Genomic DNA, 24,573 nt, shown 5'->3' with positions numbered 1-24,573 from the left:
ACGGTATCCGTTTGCATTGGAATTCACGTTCAAAGGATAGGAACATGAAGCGAATCGTTTCTGCCAGTCTCATGACTCTCGCCACAGCACCTGCACTCCTCCTAATTGCCCCTGCTGCTCGATCTGAGACCTATACCTACTGCTATCCTGTCGAACAGGTGCGCATGATTAAAGATCCGGGCAGTCACCCCACCGCTTACGACGATGGCTATCGCGAAGGTGCAGAAATGGCTCGCCGAGGAGAAACCTATGAACCACGCACGGCAGGTGGGGAATTTTCCCGAGGTTATGATGACGGGTATTATGGTCGTTCCTACACCGGTCAACGAAACACTGTTCCCAATCGCCGCGAAACCTATAGTACCTCTCAGTGCAATACCTATTCCTATGATAAGGATGACGATATTGATGAGATTTTGGACGACGTTGTGCGAAGTGTAGAACGGGATTTGCGTCGGGATATGAGCTGTGACAGGAACGAGCGTCGGTAACAGTTGGGTTTTGCCGTAGCTCAACCCAAACTATTTCATCGTGTTGTGCCCTTTCTTACCCCATCTGTCTGGCGTCGCCTACCTGCTCGGACTAAATGAGTTGCTCAATGCAAACGTCTAGATTTTTCTTCACGTTGATAATGCTACCCTCGGGGCAACTGTGCCAATTCCCAGCAAAGAGGGGTTCAGATGCAATAATTACGGAATCGGGGTAATTTGGGTTATCGCTCAACCAGTACAGTGTGGGAGTCGAAGTTCCATACGCATGGCGACTGGCAATGAGGCAGTGTCCATCACTAACGACTACGTTGGCAGAAAAACTAACTTGATACTCTTTGGCTAACTGAGTCAACGTTGTTAATGTATTGTGCAAGGCTTTTTGGATGGAGCAATTCGGAAAGGCTTGCAACTCATTAACCAGTAATGCAAAAATATGCTCGGAATCAGTAGTGCCGTGGATGGATTGGTAGATTTCATCACTCAAGCGATCGCGTATGGGTCGGTATAGACTTTGGCGGAAATTGCTGATAAAACCATTGTGGGTGAATAAAAGGCGATCGCGTCTAAACGGCTGACAGTTACCCACATCTAGTCCTTGACCGGGTGTGGCGCTACGAATATACGCCAGAACGCATCCTGACTCGACATACCGACTCAATTCGGGCAGGTTAGTATCGTTCCAAATCGGTAGGGTGTTTTTGTAGGTAAACGGCTCAACATCTTGTCGGGGGTGATACCAGCCAACACCCAACCCATCGGCATTAACCACGCCAGCAGTCATCTCCTTCGGCTGATAACTCTGGACAATGAGAGAATGTTCGGGTTTGTACAGGATGCGGTTGAGTTGAATTGAGGAACCCAGGTAGGCAAGCAATCGACACATAGTTGGGAGTTGGGAGTTGGGAGTTGGGGGAGTGGGTAAGAAAGCTAAATGTACCTCACGACGCTAGGAAACGCCATACTCATCTTTTCGGAGCAATGCATTGAATCCTTCCTGTTTGAAATGCTGATCGTAAGTTAGAACATCCTGAATACCCTTTTCCCGCATAATCAGCATTGAGGCACAGTCGGTGAGGCTGTAGCCCTTGTCTAGTCGTTGTTGGTAGGATTGCCGCGCTTCCTCGAACTGTTCGCTTGTCTGCGGGACGATTTCTACGTTCGGATTACCCCGCAACTCATGGGTTATCTGGATAGCCGTCTGACGAAGATATCGTTCTCCAGACAAAGCATTCAGCAGTTCAACCAGCACCATCTCACTAGTGAGTGCAAAAAACGAATCCAAGCTTGCTGTAACGGCTTGAGCACGATTATGCAAATCGTCACCAGGATCGGCAAGTGCTTGCAAATAGGAGGTATCTAGGAATACACGCCTCATTCTTCTCTAGGTGCGCCGTACATATAATGTTCAAAATTACGAGCAAAATCCCTTGGCAATTTATCCCATTCCTCCTTTGGAACCTGTTCTCCAATCTCTACAATCCTTTGCCAGAAAGGTTTCGCCGTTGGGTCATAGGTACGTTCTACCTCAACTTTGCCATTACTATTCTGGGCAAGGGTTTTCTCCTTCTCTCCTAATTTGACCAGGGTGTTGATCGCATAATTGAGATACTGATTAACGGTGATCGCGGCTTGGTCAGTTAAACTGTGATTGTTCTGAATGTACTCAAGAGCTGTAGTTACAGCGTTAGGTGATAGGTTGAAGGTCTGGCTGATTTCGTCGAAGCGATTAATTAGATACTCATCGAGTAGATCGGTGGTATCGACTAATAAACAGTATTGAATCAAGCGCAGACAGTAATCAATACCATCGGCGCATTCAGATACAGAGGTATACTCAGGAAACTGCTGGGATACTGCTTGGACAGCACTATCAATCAGGAGTCGGGCATTTTTTTGTAAATACTCGGCGGTGTCTCGGCGGGCTTCGGCTTGTTTGAGCCAACCGAAAACAACTTCCAGTTCGGTTTGATTTAGAAAGCGGTTTTGAACTTGTGCAGTTGCGATCGCTGCTTTAATCGACATTTCCATGGTTGATTCTCCTAATTTTGACAGATTCAGCGTCCCTATCAGGGCAAAACTATAAAAATTTCTTATCCTAAGTAAGGTCTGATTTATACCCTCCTATTTCCATGCTCAAGCACAAGCTGCTTTCTTGGCTACCGCAACTGAGTCACCAAGTTTGGATTCTGGCTGCGGGTCGATTACTATCTCAAGTGGGTTCGGGATTCACCCTATTTTATGCTCCGATTTTTTTCGTTAACCAGGTTGGATTATCAGCCACAGCCGTGGGTATTGCCTTGGGGAGTGCGTCGGTTTCGGGGGTGTTGGGTCGTTTTTTGGGGGGTTCCTTTGCAGATTCCCGGTTTTGGGGACGTAGGCGCACCTTATTACTTTCGGCAGCCGTTTCAGCGTTGGCTGATGTCGTATTAGCTTTAACCTACAACTTTCCGACTCTGGTTATGGGGAATTTGTTGATGGGGTTGGGGATTGGGTTGTATTGGCCCGCTACAGAAGCAGCGGTTGCTGATTTAACGACGATAGACCAACGTAATGAGGCATTTGCGATTACCCGACTGGCAGATAGTATGGGGTTAGGTATCGGTGTGGTGTTGGGTGGGGCGTTGATTGCCACTGCTGGAAATTATCGGGCTTTGTTTGTTATTGATGGCATTTCTTTTGTCGTATTTTTTGCCATTATCTATTTTGCGATCGCAGAAACCCTTCAGTTTCAAGATCATCAGCGGCGGTTTCATCAGAGTTGGGGTGTTGCGTTCAGCGATCATCGTTTGATGGTGTATGTTCTGGTGAATATCCTGTTCACTACTTATATTGCCCAGGTACAAAGTACGATGCCGTTGTATTTTACAAATTTTGTATCGGCAGCCGAGTCAGATGGGGGATTTTCACCGACAACAATTAGCGGTCTTTTTAGCTGGCATATTGTGGTTGCAGTCCTTTGTCAGTTACCTGTGGCGCGATCGCTCAATCGTTTCAGCCGTCCCCATGCTTTAATGGTATCGCTACTGCTGTGGGGGGGCGGGTTTGTGATGGTTTGGCTGACGGGAGTGGCGTCAAGCTATCCGTTAATTTGGGCAATTTTGGCACTGGGAATTTTAGCGATCGCGCTGGTATCTTATACTCCCTCTTCCTCTACCTTGGTTGTGGATTTAGCTCCAGAGTCTCTGCGGGGAGTTTACCTATCGATTAACTCTCAATGCTGGGCGATTGGCTATTTAATTGGTCCTCCTATGGGAGGGTGGGCGTTGGATCAGTCGCGGGTAGTGGCTCACAGCTTTTGGCTAATTGCGGCAGCTAGCATTGGTATTGGGATAGTAATTTTGCAGTACCTCAACCAGATTTTGGTGACTCAGGAGAAGGGTTAGGGGAAGTAAAATTTCCGACAGTGGGTAGGTGTTTTTTGAGGAGATGGGTAAAAATAGCTTCAACACCTTTATTTGTAAGGGTTTGGCGGTACGGCACTTGAAAAAAGGTTGTCGGAATCACACAATTGACTATCCGTTGAACTCACATTCGGATTTGTCTTCAAACAAGATAGCTTTTGCAGTCAGGTATTAGCTGGCAGGCATGAGCGCTCATTCCTGATTGTTCCACAAACAGAAAATAATCACGCATCTGGATTGTCGGTGTATAGTCAGGGAATTGGCTTTAAAAGCTGACATTTTTGCATATTATTTTAAATTGATAGTTGACATTGTCAGGTTAATTGTCTAACTTCATCATAGAAGCAGCTCCAAGCTTCGGAGGTTTGACCATGCCAGACGGAGATATTGTTCACAGTAGGCTCGCGCGGCTCTATCAAAAGCCGTACCAGTGGCTTTGTGAAGGAAAGGCTGATAGAAATGAATGCGCTCGCGTGACAAGGGAAGCGCTCAAGCGAGACCTCATGAGAAAAGGTGATCTTCCTGTCATGCTAGCCAAGCGCATGGGGGAGAGCTTAGAGCGAGCTATCAACGATGCTGGTGAGAATGGCTCTGTGGATTGGGCTGCTTTAAATAGGGAGTTTGATACCTTAGCTGGACAAGTCGATGGGCGACCTGACCTTAAGGAGCTTACTCTTCGTGCTGCTAAGGGCGTTCTTCACGATCTCAGGTACGGGCGAGAAATAGATGTTGACAACGCTTCAGAGGCAATCTTAAAGCAGTATATGTACGAGGTGTACGAATCAGACTTTAAAGAACGCATCCCGCTAACCTCTGAACATCACGCTGGGATTGACGAAGTGACTCTTACAGGGCGTATTGAGGAGATTCAGGCAGATATTCTTACTGCGATAAGCAAATGGGCTAAAAAGGCAACTGAAACTCAAAGCGTAGCAAACCTGCGATTGCCGCGACGCCCTGAATTGAAGCCAGTAGACCTGGATGAAGATCTCCTATGCTCTGCGGATTAGAATCATGAAGAAGCACCACACCCACGATAGCGATTACACATTGCGTTTTAGTCCCGTGCTGAATAGCAATGGATCTGTTTGCTTTGTCGATCACTTCAGGAACAAGGAGAGTACCATTGGACTCACTGTGGATGATAGGGAGTTTGGATGCCGAGTTCAGCGAAAGTTTCCATCCGTCGTTGCCGATCTGATTGACCTTGCTGTTGCAATCCATGCTTCGGATCGCCTTGCTGTTCAACATCTGCGCCGGGAGCAGAGCCGCATTCGTATAGTACTTCCAGTGCGTCATCCAGAATTGCTAAACACTAGTTCATTTCAAGTAAAGCTAGAAACTCTGCTTGGGTGGGTTACTGGGAGTCGATGGACTTTTGACTTCCAAAAACGAACCGTGCCAGGACGAATTGTTGAACAGGAGGAATGGATTTTTCCAAATGAACCCGAAGAGTGTGAGGTGGCACTATGGAGTGGTGGACTTGATGCTCTTGCAGGTCTTTATACCCGATTTCAAACAAGTCATACAGCATCGTTCATGATGTTTGGAACTGGCAGTAATGATAATGTCTATGCTCGTCAAGAACTTGTATTTAAAGCACTCCAGCCTTCCTTCCCCAATCGCCTCAATCTCTGCCGAGTTCCAATCCGTTTCTCTGATAGCAGCTTGCATCAAAAGAATAATATCCTCAGGGCGCGAGGTGTTGTGTTTACATTACTTGGTGCTGCCTATGCGTACCTAATGGGTCAGAAAGTTCTTTGTGTGTATGAGAACGGAATCGGTGCGATCAATCTTCCATACCGCGCATCTGCTGTGGGATTAGATCACTCCCGTTCTGTTCATCCGCTGACTTTGCTTATGGTGAGCGATGTCGTTTCAGAGCTTTTGGGAGAAGAGTTTCGAGTGTGTAACCCATTCCTCTTCTGGACTAAAGCCGAAATGAGCAAAGCTTTAGCTGAGGACAGGAGAAGCGACCTGCCACCGCTAACTATGTCATGCGACAGTCCACACCGTAAGCGACCAATTCAGTGTGGGTACTGCTCCTCTTGTATTTTGAGAAAGCAGGCGCTTGCTGCTTCAAAAATAAAAGATAGAACTCGCTATGTTGTGCCTCATGGAAAACGCCCAGCAGGAGATACAAGCTTGTATCTGCACCATATGCTCACACAAGTCCGTACTTTCCGTCGCCTGCTTAGTGCTTCAGATAACCCTAATTTTCAATGGCAAGCTTTAACTAGAGAGTTTCTTCAGCTAGACGACATCGTTGATCGAAGTGCTGCGGCAGAAAGTTTACTGCCTGCTGAAATGCAGAGCCGTCTGCTCAAGCTCTATCAAACCTACGTTGCTGAATGGGATACCGTAAAATCGCGGATTGAAGAGGAGTTCTTGGATAAAGATAGCAATCAGCAAGTATCTTCAAAGCTGTCACTCCACAAAGTTGAGGGACTCTTGCCATGACTAACAACGTCCTTGACAACATTGATATGGGTCGATTGGGCGAACTCCTGCAACAGGCGCGTAATAAATGCGGCATGACCCAAGCTGATGCAGCTAAAGTCATTGATGCTGCACGTACAACTATGGTTGCGATCGAGAAAGGAGAGCGTCGTCTTAAGCCAACTGAGCTAATCAAACTTGCCCGTGCTTACGGACGAGCAGTTAGTGATTTTGTTCAATCACGTCCCGTGGTGCAACCTTTCGAGGTTCAGTTCCGAGCAGCCTACCGACGAAATGACGTAGAAGAGTCGCAGATCGAACCCGTCATTTTGCGCTTAGAGGAGTTGTGCCGGAATTATATGGAGCTTGAGGAGATAATGGATGCACCACTCCCACAGAATTATCCTCAAGATTATGAGGTAATGGGTATGCCGAGCGCGGCTGCTGCGGAGAGCATTGCGATCGCAGAACGCCAGCGGCTTGGGCTTGGAGACGGTCCTATTCCTCTTCTGCGAGACATCCTAGAGCAGAGTGTAGGGCTTCGCATTTTCTATCTAGAGATGCCATCTAAATATTCAGGGATATACAGCTACGATGAAAAACTCGGTGGGTGTATAGCAATTAACGCCAACCACCCTGAAGAGCGACGGCGTTGGTCGCTGGCTCATGAATATCTTCACTTTCTTGCCCATCGACGCCAGCCTGTACTCGACTATGAGGAGCAGTACCAAAGGAAGCCAGAGAGTGAACGACTAGCTGACACTTTCCCAGACTATTTTCTAATGCCGACGAGTGGCTTGCTTAAACGGTTCAATGATATGTACCAAGCGCATGGCAAGTTCACTCCAACTAATTTATTTACTTTGGCTCACTACTATAGCGTATCTATTGAAGCCCTCGTTAATCGATTAGAAGCAATCAAGCTTTTACCATCGGGAACTTGGGATCGCCTGCGCGATCGGGGACTGAAAGTTAGAAAAGTACAGCAAGAGCTTGGCTTAGAAGAAATCCCACAACGCACTGATATGATTCCCATCCACTACCAACACCTTGCTATTGAGGCACTAGATCAGGGGCTTATTACTGAAGGGCGCTTCGCAGATTTCCTCACCGTCGATCGCCTAGAAGCCCGTCGCATTGCAACAGGTTTGCGAGAGTATTCAAGCGGAATAATGGAGGAAACTACTCATTTAGATCTGCGCCAGGTATAAGAATCATGGGACGCTAAGTTATGCAAATTGCTCACTCCCATATTCTTCTGGATGCCTGTTGTGTTCTAAACTTTTGCGCTTCGGGTAAATTGTTAGCAATCTTACAGACTATTCCCGTTCAGGTTGCAGTTACTCAAGTTGTACAAGAGCGCGAGTTAAATTCGCTCCGACGCATTGAGGGTGAGGAGAATGAGGGTGCAAGCCAATTTGAGGAAGCCACTGCACAAGGACTACTGAAAGTTGTTGATTTCAAGTCAGAAGAAGAGGCAGAAACGTTTGTGAACTACGTCTTTGAGCTTGGGGACGACGGTGAGTCTGCAACTTTTGCGATCGCCATTCATCGCGGATGGGCGATCGCAACTGACGACAAAAAGGCGATCGCATTTTTTCAACGGCAGGCACCGCATCTTCAGATTTTATCAACTCCAGAGATAATAAAGCATTGGTCAGAGGAATCAGGTCTTGATTGGTCAGTACTATGTGATACGCTCAATGCTATTCGAGTAAAAGGATGTTATGTGCCGCCTAAAAACCACCCATTGCGGGGTTGGTGGGAAGCTGCGATGAAGTGAAGCTGAACGTTTAGGTTGAACAGTAGTTGAAGGGGGGTTATGCGCTACCTTCTTATCGTCTTGCCGTGACCGTACCTCTCCACTTCACTATCCTTATTATCACCGACTCAATTGCAGAAATTGATACACCACCCTGGTTTAGTAACGATAAAAATTATGACTCCTAACTCCTGACTCCTGCATTTTAATCCCATCACACAATTGACGATCCATTGAACTCACATTCGGATTTGTCTTCAAATAATCATCCAACCGATCGCAACCGTCTACTAGCAAATCATCCAGTAAATCATTCAGATTGAGATTCCAATTCAAGAGGCTGACCGCATTATCATCACTAGCAGAAGCGAGTGTCTTGCCGTCCGGACTGAAACTCACGCTGAAAACTGGACCGCTATAATAATCTTTCGTGTAAAGTAAAATACCATTGCTGTCCCAAAGTTTCACCGTATTGTCATCGCTAGCAGATACAATCGTGTTGCCGTCGGGACTAAAACCTACGCTCCAAACCTTACCCGTATGCCCTTTTAACGTTTTGAGTAGCATACCGTCGCTACTCCAGAGTTTCACAGTTTTATCATCACTAGCAGAGGCAAGAAACTCACCGTCTGGGCTGAAACTTACCCAATTGACGCTACCCTTATGTCCCTTGAGAGTTTTGCGTAGCTTGCCGTCCCTACTCCAGAGTTTCACAGTTTTATCATCGCTGGCAGAAGCAATCAACTCACCCTCTGGACTGAAACTCACCCAATTAACAGCTTGATTGTGCGATCGCAAGGTTTTAAACAAATTACCATTGCGGCTCCAGAGTTTAATCGTCTGATCAGCACTAGCAGAAGCGATCATTTGACCATCGGGACTGAAACTAGCACTCAAGACCGTACCCTGATGACCGATTAAGGTTTTGAGCAACGTGCCGTCAAGCTTCCAGAGTTTCACCGTATTATCCCGACTAGCTGTCAAAATCGTTTGACTGTCAGGACTGAAATTCACACTCCAAACTTCACTGCTATGTCCTACCAAGGTTTGCACAAGTCTACCCCTGCGCGTCCAAAGTTTCACCGTCTTGTCAGCGCTAGCAGAAGCAATTAACTGGTTATTCGGACTAAAACTCACATTCGTGACTTGGGCATCATGCCCCCTGAGCGCGTCATGAAAGGCGCTATCGCGGTTCCAGAGTCTAACTGTGTTGTCTGCACTAGCAGAAGCAACCGTCTTACTATCGGGGCTAAAACTCACACTCAGGACAAAATTCTTATGTCCCATTAAAGTTTCAAGTAAAGTGCCGTCCGGCTTCCAGAGTTTAACCGTATTATCCGCACTGGCAGAAGCAATCGTCATACCATCTGGACTGAAACTGGTACTAAAAACAGGTTGACTGTGTCCGGTTAGGGTTTTGAGTAATGTACCGCCCTTAGTCCAAAGTTTAATAGTCCTGTCCGCACTGGCAGAAGCGAGAGTTTGACCATCCGGGCTGAAGCTGACGCTAAAAACTGTACCCTGATGACCGATTAAGGTTTTAATTAACCGACCATTGCGTGTCCAAACTTTAACCGTCCCGTCAGCACTAGCGGAGGCAATCATTTGACCATCGGGGCTGAAACTGACGCTAAATACCGTACCCTGATGACCGATTAAGGTTTTGATTAACCGACCATCTTTGCTCCAGAGTTTAACCGTTTTGTCAGCACTACCAGAAGCAACAAGCTGACCGTCCGGGCTGAAACTGGCGCTAAAGACTATATCTTGATGACCTTTGAGGGTTTTGCAGGTCAATCCATCACGATTCCAGAGTTTAATGGTCTTATCTTCACTGGTTGATGCCAGGGTAAGACTGTCTGGACTGAAACTCACACTAGTGACAGGTTGGCGGTGGTCTGTTAAGGTTCGGACTACCGTACCATCAGGGTTCCAGAGTATAATCCTATTATCAGCGCCAGCCGAGGCAATGCGTTTGCCGTCTGGACTGAAGCTTACCCCCAAGACACTAGTACCGTGTTTTTCTAGGCGGTTGTGTTCTTGCACCCTCGATAGAGTCTGCTGCAATCGGTCGGCTGTCTCAATTTTGAGATTGTTTTGAGCCGCTAGCTGTGCTGCTAGCTGAATGCTAAAGGGTATGCGATGACTCTGTATTTGTTTTGCGGCTTGGACTCCGGCAATTAATGCCCCAAGCTGGTCATTTCGCAACAGCAAGGCTTCAGATTTGGAATTGGCTTCTGCAATTTTGGCACGCTGTCTATGAAATTCTGCGGTTAATCCAAAGGTGGCAGCAGCAATGGCGAGGAGGTAAGCGGTTCCTGCGAAGACTACAGCTCGGGTTTGCCATCTCCGCACCCGATGCAGTTGTTCTGCAAAGGTTTGGCGTTCATCGGTTGCTTTTTTAAGTTTTTTACCAAATTCTGCCTCTTTTTCCTGTTGGATAAAGGGGACGAGATAATCGTGAACAAGTTGATAAAAGTCGGTTGAAAATGACCAGAGCACTAGCAACCCTGATTTTACTAATAGTTCTAAGACCAAATCAAGTTGGTTGGGTTCAACATTCAGTCCGTCTGTGAGTAATCCTGCTGTTAACTCAGTCCGTGTCTTGAGGGGGCGATTGCTATGGTCATCGGTGAGTAAGTACAAGACTCGTCGGGCAAGGCGTTCGTTTTCAGAACCACAGTCTCTCACTGTTTCTTCTAAAAATCCCTTGACGAGTTTGGCTTTCGGTCCGAGTTGATGATACTGTTCTAAGGTGACAATTTTGTCGGTTTGAAGCTGGGTTCCGACGACTTGCAATTCGATGGGGCGAACCTCCCCAAGCTCTCCGGCTAAATCCTGTACGAGCTCATCAATGAGAGCGGGTTCTAAGGGAAATTGTGAGCGTTTTGTCAAGCTCTGGATGACTTTTTTGGTATCTTGTCTGGAGAGATTTCCCAAGTGGTAGAGGATATTTTTATCTAAAATATTCTGGTTAATTGCATCTAGATTAGTGAGCCGATTGCATTCCAGTAAACAAGAGAGGCGGTCTTCTCGCAGGGAAATAATAACTTTAACAAAGGGAATATTCAGGCATTGTCTCAAAAATTCATAAAATTGTTGGCGGTTTTGCTTATTAAAAAGCGTGCCATCGACAAAGAATTCTTCAAATTGATCGAAAATGAGAATGGTGAGAAGATTAAGATCTTCATTCTTTTTCAACTGTTCGATGAGTTGGGTTTCTGAATTCAGCGTTACAGGTAAGGTGTATCTTCTAATTTTCTCCAGCGCCTTTGCGAAAGACTTTCCCAATTCGTCAGCCCAGTCGGTATAGACTCGCAGTACGATGGGTAGGGCGTCACGAGAACAAATGGGTTGCTGTTTGAGGGCTGGAACTAATCCTGCTGTAACGAGGGAACTTTTCCCGACTCCTGACTGACCGTAAATGGCAATCAATTTACAGTCTTGACGGGAAATTTTGGCAATCAGGCGGTCTACATCGTGCTGCCGACCGGATGTGGTAATCTCTTGAGCCAGGGTAGCTTGCTGGTCGGTTTGGGTAAGAGCGGGGTTGATAGCCTGTCGCTGGGGTTGCAGGCGACCTGCACCAATGAATGCTCGAAACCCATACTGCTGCTCGATTGAGCGTTGTTCGCGCTTGATGTGAAAGGCTTCTCTATACTGACCCTGTTCAAAGTAGAGCGATCGCAGTACTTCTAAAATACGAATGTGAAGTTGTGGATCATATTGGTGAATGCCTGCTTTTCTGGCGTCTTCCAAATGATTGATTGCGGCTTGAGGCTGGTTTAGATACTGTTGCGATTGAGCGAGTAATAAGAGATACAACCCTCGATGTTGGGGTTGGGACTCTGAGGCACGGTCTAGAATAGTAAGCGCTTTCTGAGCTAATTTATTGGCTTTTCTTGCCCAGTGATACGGGCAAGGTGTACCGTAACCTTTCAGGGCGACTTCCGCCAGAAAGCCGTAATCTTGCGCCAGTTGAATGGAACTGCCCCGACTGCGATGCAAGGTGAGGGCTTTTTGGGCGAGACTTTGCAAGTCGTCCCACGCTTCTAAGCGGCGGAGGACTTCACCCAGTTGACCGATAAATTTAGCAACCCAGTCCCGACGTTGCCCTTGCTCGAAAACCTCTAAGCATTGCTGAAATGCATCTCTAGCTTGCTCCCAATAACGACGGCTTTCTAAGGGATGCAAGTCAGCCTGACGGTAGTAACACAACCCAATGTGAAACAGCAGCACTCCCTGTCGTTCTACCCAGTTATTCTGCTGCCAAACGTTCAAGCTTTGGTGGTAACATTCGAGAGCGTCTGAAATGCGATCGCGGATATAGTCATCTCGACCTAGAATAAATTGCTTGCACGCTTCTAGTTCTGGCTCTAATTTGAAGTGAGCATCGCGGCGTTGCAAATCTCGCAGGGCTGACTCCAGTTGCAAGCGATAGCGGAAGCCGAAGATAGCCCCATTGGACAAAAACTGACCCGAACCGACTTTAAAAGCGTTATCGAATAATTGCTGAGTTTTCTGCCGCAGATCAGCGATTAAGATATCGGTAGCCAGGGCAAAGTGAATGGGTACGCCTGCCCAACTGTTGAAATCCGGTGCTTGTCGAGCCAGTTTTTGCAATACGCGATCATTAATCCACAAAACTAAGGGGAATGGGAAACTTTTGCGAAACTCATCTCGAACCTGATTGGTAGCTGTCAGAAGATGATCGAGATTAGCCACAGTTTCTAATCCCAAAACGATTAACGCGGTAGTGTTGAAATAATGTTGGGGATGCCGTCCGCCATCAATCTGGGCTTTGATAGCGGTATAAAGTGTCTTTGTTGACTTGGGTAAGATTAGTTCTTGAATTTTGACAAAGGATTGCTGCCGGAGCTGTTGCAAGATTTCTCGCTGCACTTCCCCATAATTGCAGCGTACTAAAATCAGTGAAAACTGCCCCACGGAAAGGTCTATCGCCCGCACTAATGTTTTCAACGAGCGCTGGTTGTATTGGGCAACATCCTCTAGTTGATAGGGGTCAGTCATGACTCGAATAGTTTTATAGTTGCCTAGACTTAACGTTTGTCGTTAGCCTCCTCATGACTTGCCTATACAGCTAAAACTAGTAGCTGACTTGGTGAATTTTAGTTGCTATGTTAAACTTATGGCTTTTATTCTGGAAAAAGGCACAGAAATTGGTAAAATCGAACAGTTGTAAGAGGTCTATTCTCCCTTTGGAGAGATTAAAATTGAGTTTTTGCTTCTCTGTTAATACTCGCTAGATAGGAATAAAGACCTGTTTGCAGAATCACACATTGTCAGCAGCATGGCTTAAACGGCAGTCAACCTTACTGTCAAAAAAATAGCTGGCTGTTGGTGATAAAACCTGCTGACATACTATGCTTTCGCCATTGTAGCAAGCTCATCTGTAAGCTTCTATGCCTTCCTGGTGACGGATACCGTACTCTTTAGGTTTAGACGCAGGATAAGTTGATTGAGCTCCAAAGTTGATTGACTCACATCTTGCACCACCCCCCTAGCCCCCCTTACTAAGGGGGGAACTTTAGCTCTCTCTTCAGCACTACTAAATTTATATATGTCCTAACCGTCTTGGCAGTTGCTATACCTAGAAATAGCGGCGTTACTGCATGAAAGCGGCACTGCCTCGATCTTCATTGTGTTGGGGAGCGATCGCATTGCCATCACCAACAGGACGTACTTCTAGGGTGTTGGACAATGTTTAGAGCAGGACTTACACAACTGTCACAGACAAGCGATTGCTCTAGCCCAGTTTGCCCATCTGCTGCAAGAGCGATTGCCAGTTTACTGCGTAAGAGTATGCGAATAACTAGCCCTGCTCACTGCTTCCACTCTACTTGAACAGGTTTTATCTCTTGTTCGTTGTATGCGGTGAGGTGAGCCTGTACATTCCCGTTCGACCAACCCATGGCTGTAACATGATACTTGTAGTCCTGCCCGTATTTTGCACGGGCTACTTCCACTGCTTTAGCTCCAGCCGCGCCACCTCGCGTGAAGTGCATAATGCCAACAGGTAATACTACGAGCGCTACCCCAAGGATGAACGCCAGCTTCGGAGTAGAGGCAGAATGAGCATATTTAAAGCTTGCTGACACTACAGGTGCAGCTCGCAACTGTGTGTAGACCCAGCAAAGAAGGGCAATCAGCGTAATTCTCACTAGAAGCGACATAGAAAGATCGACCGGATCGAGGTGAAATTCAATTGCCCAGAGTTCTGCTGGCTTCAAAAAGGGAAGCAGTATGAATACGCTGACGAAGTTAGAGATCATGAAGGCGGCGAAGCATGTGACTATAGGAACGGCACGCAGGCTACCCCGAAAGAGAAACACACCCGCCACCACAGCTAAGATGTTGAAGATGGATGAATAGCTCTGATCTTGTGATATGCAATAGACCATATACGCGATATCGAGAATCCCGACCGCGATCAGCACAATACCCACCCGCTGCAAAATAGCGCGATAATTGTACATTTGTTTTAAGGTCTAACGGTTGCGTTCATCGGCGGCAGAATACCTTTCTATCCCCACCAAGATTTTGGCTTTCACAATGATGGCTTCTAGCTCCAATAGTAACGCAGGGTTCTCCCAGTCAATATAGTCATCTGCTACCAACCACAAGTACTCGCTTCCTGCTAACGGGTGAACCGATAGAGTGAAGATAAATCATCCAATTCAACGAGCTGTCGGAGGCGAAGTAAAGTGCAGTCTTTAACCGTAATTTGAAAGTACCAGACTGTAGTATTTTACAGGCTGACTAACTGACTTAATACAGAACAATGCTAATTAAATTCAAACAACTCTACCAAGCTAGAATGGCATACAAATCAGGAAATCTGGGAGATTTTGCCATTCTCAAAGCCGATGCCTTTGGCTCTAAAGTCAATCCAGAAGTAGAGTCGAACCTACAACCTGTTGTAGGGTATCATCCACCCATTGATTTAGAGAAATTAAGCCAATACCCTAAAGGTAGCTTCGGATGGGAATATGCTCAACACATGAATGCTAATCATCTCAAACCTTTTAACATCTCTCCTGAACTCGAAGACATAGCTAAAAGCAACGTCTTTGCCTTGAGGTATGCTGTCACCCATGATATCTTTCATGTTCTGCTGGGATTTGACACGAGCTATGCCGGAGAAATTGGTGTTCTTGCCTTCGCTGCCGAGCAAAACTACAGTTCCTCTCTAAAAATTGGTTTGAAGATGGCAAAAGTGTTTGCTCCCATCATTTTTCCAGGACAAGCCAAGGCAATTTTTGCCAACCTTCGTAAAGGGCAAGAACTGGCAAAGAAAGCCAAGTTTCTCTTGGGAGTTCGCTTTGAAGAGTATTGGGAACGCCCTCTGAGTGAAGTTAAAGCTGAATTTGGGTTGACGACAGAGCCAGCTAGATTAACCGCTACAGCCGTCTAATCCTTAATAAGGTGGCGATTCATTTACGATGCGATCGCCTGGTTTTCCTATAGATGCGCTCAACTATCCACAATCCAGTCTACCTGATGGGCTTCAGTAAGGTCTGGAATGTCTAAGCGATCGCGCATTCGCTGAATTACCGCTTCCGGCACATTGGCAGCGCGAGAATGATTGCGCCGCCGCAATTCTTCCCAAGAGACTTCCAGGTAAACAATGGGAATTCGTGCGTGGTAGGCAGAAAATAAATTAATTAACGATGAACGCAGTTGTCGAGAGAGATTTGTCGCATTCCAAACAAAGGATTTTTCGGTTCTCATGTAGTCTTTAGCGATCGCTCTTGCTCGCTCCCCTACCGATCGCCCAGCACCTCCCAAAAGGTTCCTGCATGGCTGTACGCCCATTGTTTGAACAAGTTGAGAGGCGATGGAGCTGAAAGGCACGTTATCCAAGTCTTCATCCCCCGGTTGGAGTCGTGAACCTTTCTGACTGTCTCATAAGAAAGACTATCGACATACTCCAATTTGACCATCTGCTCTGCCAACAACCTTAATGTCCATTCCTTTCTTCCTAAAGGTGGATTACTACAACAGCAGGCAATTAAGTGAGCTTCTGCTGCCCCATCCAGTTTCCGTAGACGCAGTTGAGAGGAGGGTTTGGGGTTGAGGGCAGCATCGAGTCCTTGTTCGACAAAGATTTGACGCACACGGGCAATAGTAGACAGGCTGACATCTATTGCTTGATGAATGGCTTGATCACTCCAACCTCCTTGCTCTTGATCACAGTTAGCCTTGAGTAAAATCCGAGCATGGGTCAACTTTCGGGCTGCCGAAGAACCTTGGTTGATTAACTGCTCTAACGCCTGTTTTTCTGCGGGTGTCAGCCTGACTATATATTTTTTATTCATTGTCCGAGGTCTGGAAAAATTTCGGTTGAGAGCGATCGCTCTCAATTAGGATACCCAGATCTGTTCAACTCGTCAAAGCTGACTTGACAGCCTACTAGTTCATCTCGATCAACAACTGCAACGTCAGGTCGAAATGCTGTCATACCAACGTTAGAAGGGCGCAATAGTCCCCGCTGGAAGACAAACCAAGGTAAGCCTATTGCGTCAATCTGGACACAGAGCTTTGCACTAATGAAAGCTACAACTTCTTCATGTAAACCTGTTGGTTCCAAATCGAATACCTCTCCATCGATCAGTTCGTAGCGGTTATCGCCACCATGACGAGCGAGAAACTCGTCAAAGCTAAGTGGCTTCTGTTGAATTGCTTGCTCGACTGCAATGGTCATAGGTCAACTGAGTCCAATTAATGCCTCAAGTCTACCAAATCGAGTATGTGATACATACGACGAATCAAACCTCTGATTGCTTTGCCCCAGAATATTGACAAACTTTCGGTTAGAACCCAACCAAGAATTCAGCAATCTAACGTTCCGGTTGAGCGGAGACTAACCAACTTGAACGATAGACGAAGAGAGTTTTTCCAAGAAATAATGAGGTAAGGCGTCGTACAAGACGGTGTGTTTGGCATAGAGCCATTCGCCATAGAGGATTTAGCGAGTACCCAGCACCTCCCAGAACGTTCCAGTATGGCTGTACGCCCATTGTTTGAACAAGTTAAAGTGCTTTTCCCGCTCTCCTCTGGTTAAATAATGTCCCCGGCTTTGCAACAGCATTTGCCCATCCCGACTAAAACTTATGGCAGCATTGGCTCCATCCACTTTTTCTTCGACTGTCACATATTGAGACGCGATCGCGCTGAAAGGCAGGCTATCCAAATCTTCATCCCCCGGTTGGAGCCGTGAACCTTGAATATGAGGGGTGCGAGGGTATTTGTACATTAAACAACAGAATCTAAAATTGTTATTTATTGGATATGTTATTCAAAGAATCCAGGATGATTCTTTAGAACTTTCAATGATTAACCTTTCGACAACCGACTACGCCATTTCTTCGGGTCTTGAGAGCAGTGGAAAACGGCATAAACTATAACTGTGATGTCTGAATGTTCATAAAAAACAACATAGGGAAAGCGCCGAACGACAGCCCTTCGATAGCTTTCATGCATTACCTGATACATTTCCGGATTTCGCCGGATAAACTGAATGCAAGCATCGACACAACGAAGAAACTCTTCGCCCAAACCAAATTCTTGTTCTTCATACCAAACATAAGCTTGGGCTACATCCCGTTCCGCCTCTGGCAGAATGATCAGATTTCTAAGCACCATACTGTCCGTTGCGAATTCGCTCCTTGGCTGCTTCCCATGAACTACCTGAGCCAGGATTCTGCAAATAGGTATCCTTTCTCTTTGCCAGCTCTTCTTTTTGCCAATCAAGCACAGGAATTTGCTCTGGAATTTGGGCAATGCTGTCCCATAAATCTTCCAGCAGTTGTAGTTTTTCCGAGAGGGTTAACTCAAACATTTGAGTGAACTCTGTGTTCATGCTGACCTCACCATCGCAATTGGTGTCTTGCTTCAAGTTTATCACCGATAACGATATTGTTTCCTCCTCTGCTGATCTACCGCAGCTAAACAAACTTGATAGCCTCCATATCCCTGGCACCAGAAAGAATGGTAAGGTATCATAAAACATCGACCACTTCATAAATCTGATCCGATCAGACGTCTGGCATGTTCTCTAGCACGACAAGGTAGGGCAGATTTCAGAACAATTTCGGCAAATCAGCTTCACCCCTAATTCCCTAGTCTGCGAGACGCAATTATTAGGCCGCTTCTCAGCTAATTCAATAAAGTGCCCAATTAATGATTTTCCAATCACTGCCTGGTGTACCAGATACTTCAGGATTACCTTGGGAATCCTCATTTATTAAACGGAAATCAAATGATTTTAATACTTCTTCTCCATATTCTTCAAACACTAGATTAGTCGAGATGATTGAGAGGGCTGCCGCATGATCCTGGATTGAGACAAACTTAAAGGCTTTTAGAGCCTTGCATGAAAAGGATTGACGAAGACGTGCGGGTGCTTGTTTGGCAGGTGGTCCCATTTTGGAGGATAAACACTCAGCCATATAACCGTAGTTCTTAACCATCCAAAAATTCAAGTACTTCGCAAGTTGCTTCTCAGGAGTTGTATCAGCAAAAAGCTTTGGCGCACCACTTGCGGGGACATCAATACCAACTTTAATATCCCTGGGTTTCCATTGTTCCAACTTCTCTTTATTTCCTCGATTTTTGCGTAGCTGCTCCAAAATCTCTTTCCAGCTTTTTTGTGGTTCTTCTGGCTGAGCCTCAACCAAGCCTTTTTCAGCTTTCAATGCCCAATCACGAGTAGCAAACAAAGCTGCCCATGCTTTAGCTGCAACTATCTTGTTGTCATAACCAAGATCCATTCCATGCATAATTCCATTGCGATATGGGATAGTAAGTGACTCAATTGTAGTTTTATACCGACCTTTTTGAAATATTCTTACTAATACATTCAATCCACTACTATGAGCCGAAATAGAATCCCACGCCGTAAGATCAACTTCTTCAGCGAAAAAGCCTCTTCGTTTTTCTTGCAGCTCATTCACTAAACCATCAAGCAGTGACAATACAACTGGAACACATGCATGACAACGTTCTTCTTCATAATCAATCAGAGCTTTTTGAGCAAGAGCCACTCTTGGATGGAAGGCGCGGATTCCCTTCATGGTCTGTAATTTCCATCTCACTGTCTCTGCATCGTAATAGTCCACTAAATCAGTTTCAGCACCATCTATGTCTCCTGACTCTGCTTTTGCGATTGCATTCTTGGCTACCTCAAGGTTAAGCAAGTCGTAAATGATCCAACCACGCGAAGCAAATATATCGTTGAAACGATCAGGTATCTGAGACATTTCTTCTATTTGTCGAACAAGATCATCAACGTTGGCTAAAGCATCATCCATTTTCTGTACATCAGCACCTAATAATTTTAGAAAGGGACGACAGAAAGGCATAATGCGTTTGAATGTAGCCATATCTCTCGCATTTTTGAGATTTTTGGCAATGCTGGGGATGTCCCTAATAAGAGGAGAATTCATAACATGCTGACTGCTAGTACTAAAATACTCATAATTGATATCAACAGGTTTAGCATATCACCATGAAACCTGCCCATTTACATCTATCTCTTGGCGGAGCAGAAACGAGTGCGATCGCCCCTCGCTGTAGGTTGGGTTGAGACTGTCAAGCCCTTGCTTGTGAATCAGTAGGTGACGTGAAACCAAACATGACTCCATTGGGCGATCGCACTCTTGTTTGAGGTTGAGAAGCAGTGATGAGTGTCGGGTTTCATCCTGCAACCCGACCTACAAGAACAGGCGATCGCATATTGGGTTCATGGGCATTGTTCAAGCAGCACCATACTCTGTGTACTGCCGTTTGTAAGCAGGCTGTAAACCCAACACAATATCTTCTCTCTTGACACCCATTTCAACCAAATCCTCAGCAGGATTCTGGTCTGTCAGATTCTGCTGAAGCCAAATTTTTCCGTCTTTGATATCAAAATGGACAATACAACGATAAACTCGGTTAAGCTGTTGCCATCCCACATTCATCCATTGATAATGATCCCGCTCCGTGTCCAAGATAAGTTGCACTTCGACTTCATCATCCGAAACATCATCCTTGGCGTACTGACTCAGTAATATTTGAATGTACTCCCGATATTGAGCTACCTTGTCCATTGCACTATCACCTCATTAACTGGGTCATATACGAATGGCACTGACTTAAAGATGGTGGGCAGTGTCCAGCCTACGCATTTTCAAGGCTTTCAGCTATCCTTTGAGGCTTATTTCAGTGCCATTCGGTCATATACAATTATCAAGACCTGATACCGTTGTACCGCAGTTTGAGTGAATTCGTATTGAAAAAACGTTTGGTAAACATCAACTGGAACTGCCAAGTATAGGCTCCGTTCTGGCTCAACAGACTCCAAAGCAAGACGATAACTGAGAAACTGCCCCAATGCGCCGTAAAAATCTGTGATCGCAGAAGGATTCAAAAAGCTTTTGATCTCGACTGCTATTTTCTCTCCGGCTCGTTCTGCTGCAAGCAATCGCTCTGCACCCAGCTCAACCCGAACGAGAAGTAATGCTTTACGTAAATCGTCGAAGATTTAAGTGTGAAAATTGTCAAAAACCTTTTAGTGAAAATTTGGAGTTTGTTGGTAACAAAAAGCTATTCACTCATAGATATGCTCATGGTATAACCAAACAAGTCACTCACAGTGATGTTATTAATGTATCCAAAAACAATAAATTAACAGAAAAAGAAGTCGAAGCCTTGAACGGTAAAGAAAGAGCAAAACTATTCGGTTAACTAACACCGCAGGTTTCCAAACGGCGACAATCTTCTGTCTGTTCCTCTCTATCAGACAGGACAAACGCTGATGGTTGTGATATCCTAAAAACTAGGTGTATCTGACTCGGTTTCTTGACCAGCAACAAAGTCTTAGAACCAATATTTTTTTTATCACCACTAATAGTGCATACATCTAAGCGTCGGCAATCTCCAGTTTGTTCTTCCCTCGCTGAAGGGGACAATAGGGGTGAAGCGAAGGCAGCAGACGATAGATAACTGGGACTATTTCTCTCTAAAATAAAAGAAGTTCCCAACCCTACTCCTGTATTGTGAATAAGGGTAAGCTGAATCACGGAGCCTATCGCTAATGACACAAACAATATAAGTGTGTTTGCCGTCGAAATGATCATGGTTTATCTCTTCAAACTAAATAACAAAAAACGGAACGTGACGTAAAAAAGCTGAAAGAGACTTAAAAAGCTGCCGCTAATAAGCCTCTTCGACTTAGGGGAATCTTCAGTTGTGAAGCGTCCAATCCCCCCTAGCCCCTCGTTTCAAGGGGAATTTAGGGGGATCGTCAGTAAGTAAGCGTGTCAAAAATAACTTTTCATACATCCTCTTAGGGTGCATCGCTGTACCTGTTGTTGTCGGAAATCGACGTACCTGTGCCAAGGTAAGATGCAGCTTTGCTGGTAGTCAGTCACAAGGATATTGGCAGGCGATGGGAGATAGTGATTCCTAGTGACTGGAATAGACGACTAATCTTCTTCTATTCGTTATTTCAGGCATTTGATTCAGTTTTCAGGAATATTTCCAGCTAGAGAAATGATTTAGGCTGTTTTCTAACGTGAAAAGTGACCTTTCCAACCTCTCCCTTCTGCCTTCTTCAACTGAGATTCTCCCCTTGAGTGATGGCATTCTTGGCAAAAGGAGAGACAATAAGAAAGATTTGCTCTCAATCGGTGGAATAAATCAGGAACAAGTTTTTTATCCTGTCTTGTCAGTAATGTTTAGGTAACGCTTAGTTCCTACACCTAAGTTTTTTAGCAAAATTTCAGAGTAATCCCATGAAAAAACCATTATTCCTAAGTTCTCTTGTCTTTCTGCTTGCTGGATTGGGGACAACACCGCCCCCTACACCCGCTAGTACACAAGCACCATTAGTGGTTTCCCAAGTTCCCCCAGATTCTACGGAAAGCGCTGCCCCTGTAGAACCTGCACAAACCACAATCGAACTGCTGACAGCAGGCGAACAACCGAGACAGCAGTTGCGGTTTACCCCAGGGGTAAACACCCAGCAAACAACTGTCATGACGATGAATATGGATATGCGGGGAACTATCGACGGTCAGGTGATGCCGACGATGGATTTGCCACCCATTACAATGACCGTTGAGGCAGATGTTACGGAAATCAATGCTGATGGGGATATTCGCGTCCAAATGTCTTATGTAGATATTGATGTGGCGTCAGATAAAACAGCACCACAAGAATTGGTTGAGGTTATGCGATCGCAACTTGAACAACTAAAGGATGTAGAGATTTCTTACGTTATCACGAACCAAGGAACTGTCCAAGATGTGAAGGTAGCCTTACCTGAGACTATCGATCCCAGCCTCAAGCAGTGGATGGATCAGATGCTGAGTTCCTTAGAGCAATTATCAGCGGCACCGTTTCCAGAGGAACCCGTAGGAGTGGGGGCTCAATGGTTAGTTACGAGTTCTGTTCCTGGTACAGGCTTACCCTTAGATAATGTCAGAATTTTGTATGAGTTGGAGGATTTTCAGGATGGTGCGGTTGTATTGAGTATGAAAATGGAACAACAAGCCGATCCCGAAACCGCTAGCGAGTTGAACTTGCCGGGACTGCCTCCTAATGTGGATTTTGATATCAAGTCGTTCTCTATGCAGACTACTGGAACCATGACGGCGAACTTGAATCAAATTATGCCTGTTAGTGGGGTTATGTCTACGCTTTCTAATATGGAGTTTGCGATAACAGATCCTAACACCGACCAAGAAACCCTGGTAAACATGGTTTCGTCTATAGAAATGACGATAGAATCCCCACAGTAGCAGAATCAGTAGAGGCGATCGTGCTTCACCCTTACTTTCAACCCCTCTTCCAAGAAGGGAGAGGGGGGCAATGTTTTTTTAGGGCTTTGGTTTTAGTTTTGATAAAATTTTCCCTCAATCTGGTCTAATTTTTCCTCAATTTCAAAATGGTTGAGTCTACTCCATTCATTGGCAATTGCCAGAATTTGCCCAATCAGGGAGTTGATATTTTGCGAACCTGAAATATCTGCCATTTCTAAACTGCCATCCACGAGGGCAGTATCTTCAAGAGCTGCGACAGTTTGCTCAAGTTCTCTCCTGGCATCTTTGAGTAATTGACCAAGCCGTTTGGCATTGCGTTTCTTGGCTTTGATTTGTTGGCGTGTTAGTAACATATCGCACAGGGGGAGTCGCTCGGACTCTCTAGTTAGGGATACAACTGCCGCTAAAATGCGGTAACTATTAATAGATTTCAAATAGTGAGCTATAGGGTCAGGATTAATTTGTGTTGAGTAATGCGATCGCACTTGATGACGTACTGACCGATTAAAGCGCCTTAGAGGAACCCTTGCTCAATCTGATATCGCTTTGAGCTTGGGAAGCTTATGCACGAGTCCATTGATAAGGATAGCCCTCCGGATTGGAGATAATGGTTTTGGTATAACGGCAGTAGTGCAGCAACAAAGCTGAGAACCCGATACTGTTCGATTCAGAAAACTGGGGATTGAGACAAGCTGGCGGCAGGAGTCTGCAAATTTCTATTCTATAAAGAGGGCTTATTAGAGCTCATAAAATTTTAAGATGCCTTAAGGTAGACAATTTAGTAGACAATTTAGCCAATGTAGTTTTGAATTTAAAGACGGAGTTTAAGTAAAAAAAACGACCACCTACCCCAAGGGAGTCAATGGCGTATAAATTAACAGAGGAGTAAACTCCCAATAATGAGGGTCAGACGGCATCAGTTACAACTCGATATAATTCAGTTTCAGTTGAGAGGTAAGAGCGATGAGTGATGGTATGGCATTCCTGACAGGGGCTGCCTTCGCTGGGGTGGCGGTTTTATTCATGCTGAAAGGGGGAGAAGGTCTGGGCGTTGCTAATCTGCCTCCTTCCCAACCAGCGCCAATCTCACCAGCCAATCCGTATAATCCCTATAATCCTTATGGGACAAATACGCCTAGCCCGACGCCGACTGCACCAGGTTTCGCAGCCAATGATTGGGAACAGCAGCAGTTGACGGTAGAAAATCTCAGAACCATGCTTGAGCAGCAGCGCACTGAAACCGAGCAGCTAAAAGCACAAATGCAGCAACAGCAGTCCCTTATTGAGAATCTGATGGGACAAACCAATGGTAATGCTATACCCGGACGGATTGAAGCTGCACCTCCCCTGACACAAACCCAGCAGCAAGAAAACTCACTGCTTTCTGGTCTAGTCTGGGGTCTTGGAGGCATGGCAGTAACCATTAGTGGCGGTGTTGTCGTAGTTGGTTTGTTAGCAGCGCTTTCACGACAACAACGTCCGTCACCCCGAACAACCTACGTGATGCCAAACCCCTACACGGCTCTCCCCTATTCCACGGCACCTAGACGGCGCACTGAGGTTATACCCCCTCATCTAGAGGATAGGCATACCGATTATATAGAATACGAGCGATAACAGATTGGCTGGGGAGCTGGGGAGCTGGGGAGCTG

25 protein-coding genes and 3 pseudogenes are annotated in these 24,573 nt (G+C 45.8%); 10 read left to right on the top strand and 18 right to left on the bottom strand.

Annotated features, from left to right (window positions below):
* Positions 1-44: 44 nt before the first annotated feature.
* Complete coding sequence (locus IQ257_RS15825; protein ID WP_193874198.1) at positions 45-491, top strand: hypothetical protein; 447 nt, start codon at positions 45-47, stop codon at positions 489-491.
* A gap of 91 nt (positions 492-582) precedes the next feature.
* On the opposite strand, the gene egtC is transcribed toward IQ257_RS15825, so the two are convergent.
* From egtC to IQ257_RS15810, 3 genes are all read right to left on the bottom strand, one after another.
* Positions 583-1,374 (bottom strand): ergothioneine biosynthesis protein EgtC, encoded by a 792-nt coding sequence (gene egtC / locus IQ257_RS15820; RefSeq protein WP_193874199.1) that lies wholly within the window; start codon positions 1,372-1,374, stop codon positions 583-585.
* Between the two features lie 63 nt (positions 1,375-1,437).
* Positions 1,438-1,866, bottom strand: a complete 429-nt coding sequence (locus IQ257_RS15815) for a type II toxin-antitoxin system VapC family toxin (protein WP_193874200.1) — start codon at positions 1,864-1,866, stop codon at positions 1,438-1,440.
* The gene (locus tag IQ257_RS15810) at positions 1,863-2,519 is read right to left on the bottom strand and encodes a hypothetical protein (protein WP_193874201.1); all 657 of its coding nucleotides are present in this window, start codon (positions 2,517-2,519) and stop codon (positions 1,863-1,865) included. The genes IQ257_RS15815 and IQ257_RS15810 overlap by 4 nt, the downstream gene beginning before the upstream one ends.
* Before the next feature lie 101 nt (positions 2,520-2,620).
* On the opposite strand from IQ257_RS15810, the gene IQ257_RS15805 reads away from it, so the two are divergent.
* The 5 genes from IQ257_RS15805 (at position 2,621) to IQ257_RS15785 (ending at position 8,114) form a co-directional block, all read left to right on the top strand.
* A complete protein-coding gene (locus IQ257_RS15805) occupies positions 2,621-3,874 on the top strand; it encodes an MFS transporter (protein ID WP_193874202.1) in 1,254 nt (417 codons plus the stop codon).
* Between the two features lie 389 nt (positions 3,875-4,263).
* Complete coding sequence (locus IQ257_RS15800) at positions 4,264-4,902, top strand: hypothetical protein (RefSeq protein ID WP_193874203.1); 639 nt, start codon at positions 4,264-4,266, stop codon at positions 4,900-4,902.
* Positions 4,874-6,352 carry a 7-cyano-7-deazaguanine synthase gene (locus tag IQ257_RS15795; protein ID WP_193874204.1) on the top strand — a complete coding sequence of 493 codons (1,479 nt, stop codon included), beginning with the start codon at positions 4,874-4,876 and terminating at the stop codon, positions 6,350-6,352. Before IQ257_RS15800 ends, IQ257_RS15795 begins: the two co-directional genes overlap by 29 nt.
* Positions 6,349-7,542 (top strand): XRE family transcriptional regulator, encoded by a 1,194-nt coding sequence (locus IQ257_RS15790; RefSeq protein ID WP_193874205.1) that lies wholly within the window; start codon positions 6,349-6,351, stop codon positions 7,540-7,542. Before IQ257_RS15795 ends, IQ257_RS15790 begins: the two co-directional genes overlap by 4 nt.
* 20 nt (positions 7,543-7,562) lie before the next feature.
* Positions 7,563-8,114, top strand: coding sequence for a hypothetical protein (locus IQ257_RS15785; RefSeq protein ID WP_193874206.1), 552 nt, complete (start codon positions 7,563-7,565; stop codon positions 8,112-8,114).
* A 138-nt stretch (positions 8,115-8,252) separates the two neighbouring features.
* On the opposite strand, the gene IQ257_RS15780 is transcribed toward IQ257_RS15785, so the two are convergent.
* From IQ257_RS15780 to IQ257_RS30770, 3 genes are all read right to left on the bottom strand, one after another.
* Positions 8,253-13,124 (bottom strand): hypothetical protein, encoded by a 4,872-nt coding sequence (locus IQ257_RS15780; RefSeq protein WP_193874207.1) that lies wholly within the window; start codon positions 13,122-13,124, stop codon positions 8,253-8,255.
* Between the two features lie 812 nt (positions 13,125-13,936).
* Positions 13,937-14,590 (bottom strand): hypothetical protein, encoded by a 654-nt coding sequence (locus IQ257_RS15775; RefSeq protein ID WP_193874208.1) that lies wholly within the window; start codon positions 14,588-14,590, stop codon positions 13,937-13,939.
* Positions 14,591-14,602: 12 nt separating this feature from the next.
* Complete coding sequence (locus IQ257_RS30770; RefSeq protein WP_265586111.1) at positions 14,603-14,731, bottom strand: hypothetical protein; 129 nt, start codon at positions 14,729-14,731, stop codon at positions 14,603-14,605.
* A gap of 164 nt (positions 14,732-14,895) precedes the next feature.
* On the opposite strand from IQ257_RS30770, the gene IQ257_RS15770 reads away from it, so the two are divergent.
* A complete protein-coding gene (locus IQ257_RS15770; protein ID WP_193874209.1) occupies positions 14,896-15,528 on the top strand; it encodes a Coq4 family protein in 633 nt (210 codons plus the stop codon).
* A gap of 59 nt (positions 15,529-15,587) precedes the next feature.
* Here IQ257_RS15770 and IQ257_RS15765 read toward each other — a convergent pair whose 3' ends face one another.
* From IQ257_RS15765 to IQ257_RS15720, 10 genes and pseudogenes are all read right to left on the bottom strand, one after another.
* Positions 15,588-15,902, bottom strand: coding sequence for an ATP-binding protein (locus tag IQ257_RS15765; RefSeq protein WP_228060750.1), 315 nt, complete (start codon positions 15,900-15,902; stop codon positions 15,588-15,590).
* Complete coding sequence (locus IQ257_RS15760; protein WP_193874211.1) at positions 15,878-16,432, bottom strand: helix-turn-helix domain-containing protein; 555 nt, start codon at positions 16,430-16,432, stop codon at positions 15,878-15,880. Before IQ257_RS15760 ends, IQ257_RS15765 begins: the two co-directional genes overlap by 25 nt.
* Positions 16,433-16,524: 92 nt before the next feature.
* Positions 16,525-16,818 (bottom strand): annotated as a pseudogene (locus tag IQ257_RS15755) (Uma2 family endonuclease); the annotation flags it as partial.
* 192 nt (positions 16,819-17,010) lie between these two features.
* Positions 17,011-17,370: pseudogene (locus tag IQ257_RS15750) on the bottom strand (RNA ligase family protein); the annotation flags it as partial.
* A gap of 80 nt (positions 17,371-17,450) precedes the next feature.
* A complete protein-coding gene (locus IQ257_RS15745) occupies positions 17,451-17,759 on the bottom strand; it encodes a type II toxin-antitoxin system RelE/ParE family toxin (protein WP_228060747.1) in 309 nt (102 codons plus the stop codon).
* Complete coding sequence (locus tag IQ257_RS15740; RefSeq protein WP_193874212.1) at positions 17,749-17,976, bottom strand: addiction module protein; 228 nt, start codon at positions 17,974-17,976, stop codon at positions 17,749-17,751. The genes IQ257_RS15745 and IQ257_RS15740 overlap by 11 nt, the downstream gene beginning before the upstream one ends.
* A 301-nt stretch (positions 17,977-18,277) precedes the next feature.
* Positions 18,278-19,561, bottom strand: a complete 1,284-nt coding sequence (locus IQ257_RS15735) for a hypothetical protein (protein WP_193874213.1) — start codon at positions 19,559-19,561, stop codon at positions 18,278-18,280.
* Between the two features lie 57 nt (positions 19,562-19,618).
* Positions 19,619-19,822 (bottom strand): hypothetical protein, encoded by a 204-nt coding sequence (locus tag IQ257_RS15730; RefSeq protein WP_193874214.1) that lies wholly within the window; start codon positions 19,820-19,822, stop codon positions 19,619-19,621.
* A gap of 48 nt (positions 19,823-19,870) precedes the next feature.
* Positions 19,871-20,206 carry a XisI protein gene (locus IQ257_RS15725; RefSeq protein ID WP_193874215.1) on the bottom strand — a complete coding sequence of 112 codons (336 nt, stop codon included), beginning with the start codon at positions 20,204-20,206 and terminating at the stop codon, positions 19,871-19,873.
* Between the two features lie 107 nt (positions 20,207-20,313).
* Positions 20,314-20,604 (bottom strand): annotated as a pseudogene (locus IQ257_RS15720) (element excision factor XisH family protein); the annotation flags it as partial.
* Between the two features lie 11 nt (positions 20,605-20,615).
* On the opposite strand from IQ257_RS15720, the gene IQ257_RS15715 reads away from it, so the two are divergent.
* The gene (locus tag IQ257_RS15715) at positions 20,616-20,843 is read left to right on the top strand and encodes a hypothetical protein (protein WP_193874216.1); all 228 of its coding nucleotides are present in this window, start codon (positions 20,616-20,618) and stop codon (positions 20,841-20,843) included.
* On the opposite strand, the gene IQ257_RS15710 is transcribed toward IQ257_RS15715, so the two are convergent.
* Positions 20,840-21,235, bottom strand: a complete 396-nt coding sequence (locus tag IQ257_RS15710) for a hypothetical protein (RefSeq protein WP_193874217.1) — start codon at positions 21,233-21,235, stop codon at positions 20,840-20,842. The genes IQ257_RS15715 and IQ257_RS15710 overlap by 4 nt on opposite strands.
* 657 nt (positions 21,236-21,892) lie before the next feature.
* Here IQ257_RS15710 and IQ257_RS15705 point away from each other — a divergent pair.
* Positions 21,893-22,900: a hypothetical protein gene (locus IQ257_RS15705; protein WP_193874218.1), complete on the top strand. Its 1,008-nt coding sequence runs from the start codon at positions 21,893-21,895 to the stop codon at positions 22,898-22,900.
* 92 nt (positions 22,901-22,992) lie between these two features.
* Here the strand turns inward: IQ257_RS15705 and IQ257_RS15700 are convergent, their stop codons facing one another.
* Complete coding sequence (locus tag IQ257_RS15700) at positions 22,993-23,355, bottom strand: hypothetical protein (RefSeq protein ID WP_228060746.1); 363 nt, start codon at positions 23,353-23,355, stop codon at positions 22,993-22,995.
* Positions 23,356-23,884: 529 nt separating this feature from the next.
* Here IQ257_RS15700 and IQ257_RS15695 point away from each other — a divergent pair.
* A complete protein-coding gene (locus IQ257_RS15695; RefSeq protein ID WP_193874219.1) occupies positions 23,885-24,538 on the top strand; it encodes a hypothetical protein in 654 nt (217 codons plus the stop codon).
* Positions 24,539-24,573: the final 35 nt, after the last annotated feature.

Source organism: Coleofasciculus sp. LEGE 07092 (assembly GCF_015207375.1).
In the GTDB taxonomy this organism is placed as follows: Bacteria; Cyanobacteriota; Cyanobacteriia; order Cyanobacteriales; family Coleofasciculaceae; genus LEGE-07092.
Note: the sequence above shows the minus strand (reverse complement) of the source record. Positions and strands in the feature narration are given on the sequence as shown.